The sequence below is a fragment of the Bacillus sp. AFS040349 genome (genome assembly GCF_002577655.1).
GTDB lineage: Bacteria > Bacillota > Bacilli > Bacillales > Bacillaceae > Metabacillus.
This window is the reverse complement of sequence record NZ_NUMC01000169.1, coordinates 1-1,555: the sequence shown is the minus strand read 5'-3', so window position 1 is coordinate 1,555 and position 1,555 is coordinate 1. Positions and strand designations below refer to the sequence as shown.

1 protein-coding gene is annotated in these 1,555 nt (G+C 37.2%); it reads right to left on the bottom strand.

What is annotated here, in order from left to right; genetic code table 11:
* Positions 1 to 100: 100 nt before the first annotated feature.
* The gene (locus COD11_RS25430; protein WP_098799679.1) at positions 101 to 1,462 is read right to left on the bottom strand and encodes an IS1182 family transposase; all 1,362 of its coding nucleotides are present in this window, start codon (positions 1,460 to 1,462) and stop codon (positions 101 to 103) included.
* Between the last annotated feature and the right edge of the window lie 93 nt (positions 1,463 to 1,555).

Genomic DNA, 1,555 nt, shown 5'->3' with positions numbered 1-1,555 from the left:
TCAGATTGTCGACAAAAGACACTCCGAATGTCCCCATTCGGAGTGTCTTTCTTCTTTTTTGGGGTCTTCAAAATTAAACTAGCCCTCTTCGAGGCTACTCTTATACCATTTTTGGACTTTCCCAAGTCCAGTTTGCTAATTTCTTTAAATTCATAGCACCAAAAGTAAGCATCGCCTGCATAGACAATTTTTTAAGTCCCCTTAAATTTGTCCATCGCATACCATGCTTTTCTTTTGCATCTGCAAATACACGTTCAACCGTTTCTTTACGTTTGGCATAAATGATTTTATTTTCTTCCGTATGACGAAGGTGTTCAGCTTCTTCTAAGTACCCTTCCCAAACATGACGCTGAATCAGTTTCTGATGATTTTTACTTTGAGTACATTGGGATAGATATTTACATCCTTTACACTGAGTAGGATTAGAGAAATACTGACGGTAACCTTCCTTCGTAGTCGTGCTATATGGTAATTCTTGATCCCCCGGACATAGGTATGTATCAAAATGCTCATCATAAACAAAGTCTGATTTCTTGAAAAAACCTTCCTTTGTTCGTGGTCGCGTATATGGTAAAGCAGGACGAATCTTATTTTCAATCAAGTATTGGGCAATAGCCGGCGTTTTATATCCAGCATCAGCAGCAACAGCAAGAGGTTTCCCTGTTTTCTCAATCACCTTTTCAAGAAGAGGCTCTAACATTGTACTATCGTGAACATTACCAGGTGTGACAATCGTACCTAAAACAAACCCGTGTCGGTCAGCAGCTGCATGAAAAGAATAGGCGAATTGTTTAGTTCTCTCATCTTTAACGTAATAACCACTCTCTGGATCCGTAGTACTTTCTTTTATTTCCTTTGTTTCTTCTTTATCAAATTTGTCAGGTGGAAAAGGCTTTTTTCCATGTTCTTCACGATCTCCATTGATTTCCTCTTGAAGGCGTTCTTGGTAGGCTTTCGTTTCTTTACGGACAACCTTTTTCTCAAATTTACGCTTATTCGCACTAGCTTTTACATGGGTAGAATCAATAAATACATGTTCACTACTAGTGAGATTCTTATCAGTTGCTTGCTTTAAGATTCGATAGAAGATTTGTTCAAATAAGTCCGTGTCTTTAAATCGACGTTCATAGTTTTTACCGAAGGTAGAAAAATGAGGGACTTTATCATGAAAACCAAATCCAAGAAACCAACGATACGCTAGATTTGTTTCAATTTCTTCTATTGTTTTACGCATGGAACGAATACCAAACATGTATTGAATAAATGCCATTTTGATTAATACAACAGGATCGATACTTGGACGTCCTCTTTCACTTGAATACATATCTTGAACAAGTGGGTAGATAAATGAGAAATCAATAGCGGCTTCCACTTTTCGAACCAAGTGGTTTTTCGGAACGAGTTGTTCAAGAGTAATCATTTCTAACTGTTCTCGATTCATCTGTGTATTTTTCGTAAGCATGTTCTTCATCACCTTGTAAAGTTTATTAATAATCTAATTATACAAAAAAACTGTAGGCAAATCCCCTAATTGGGGGATTTGTCTACAGTCTGA

Excerpts from the sequence above, each read along its gene's own strand:
- COD11_RS25430 (WP_098799679.1), bottom strand. The coding sequence starts at position 1,462 with ATGCTTACGAAAAATACACAGATGAATCGAGAACAGTTAGAAATGATT.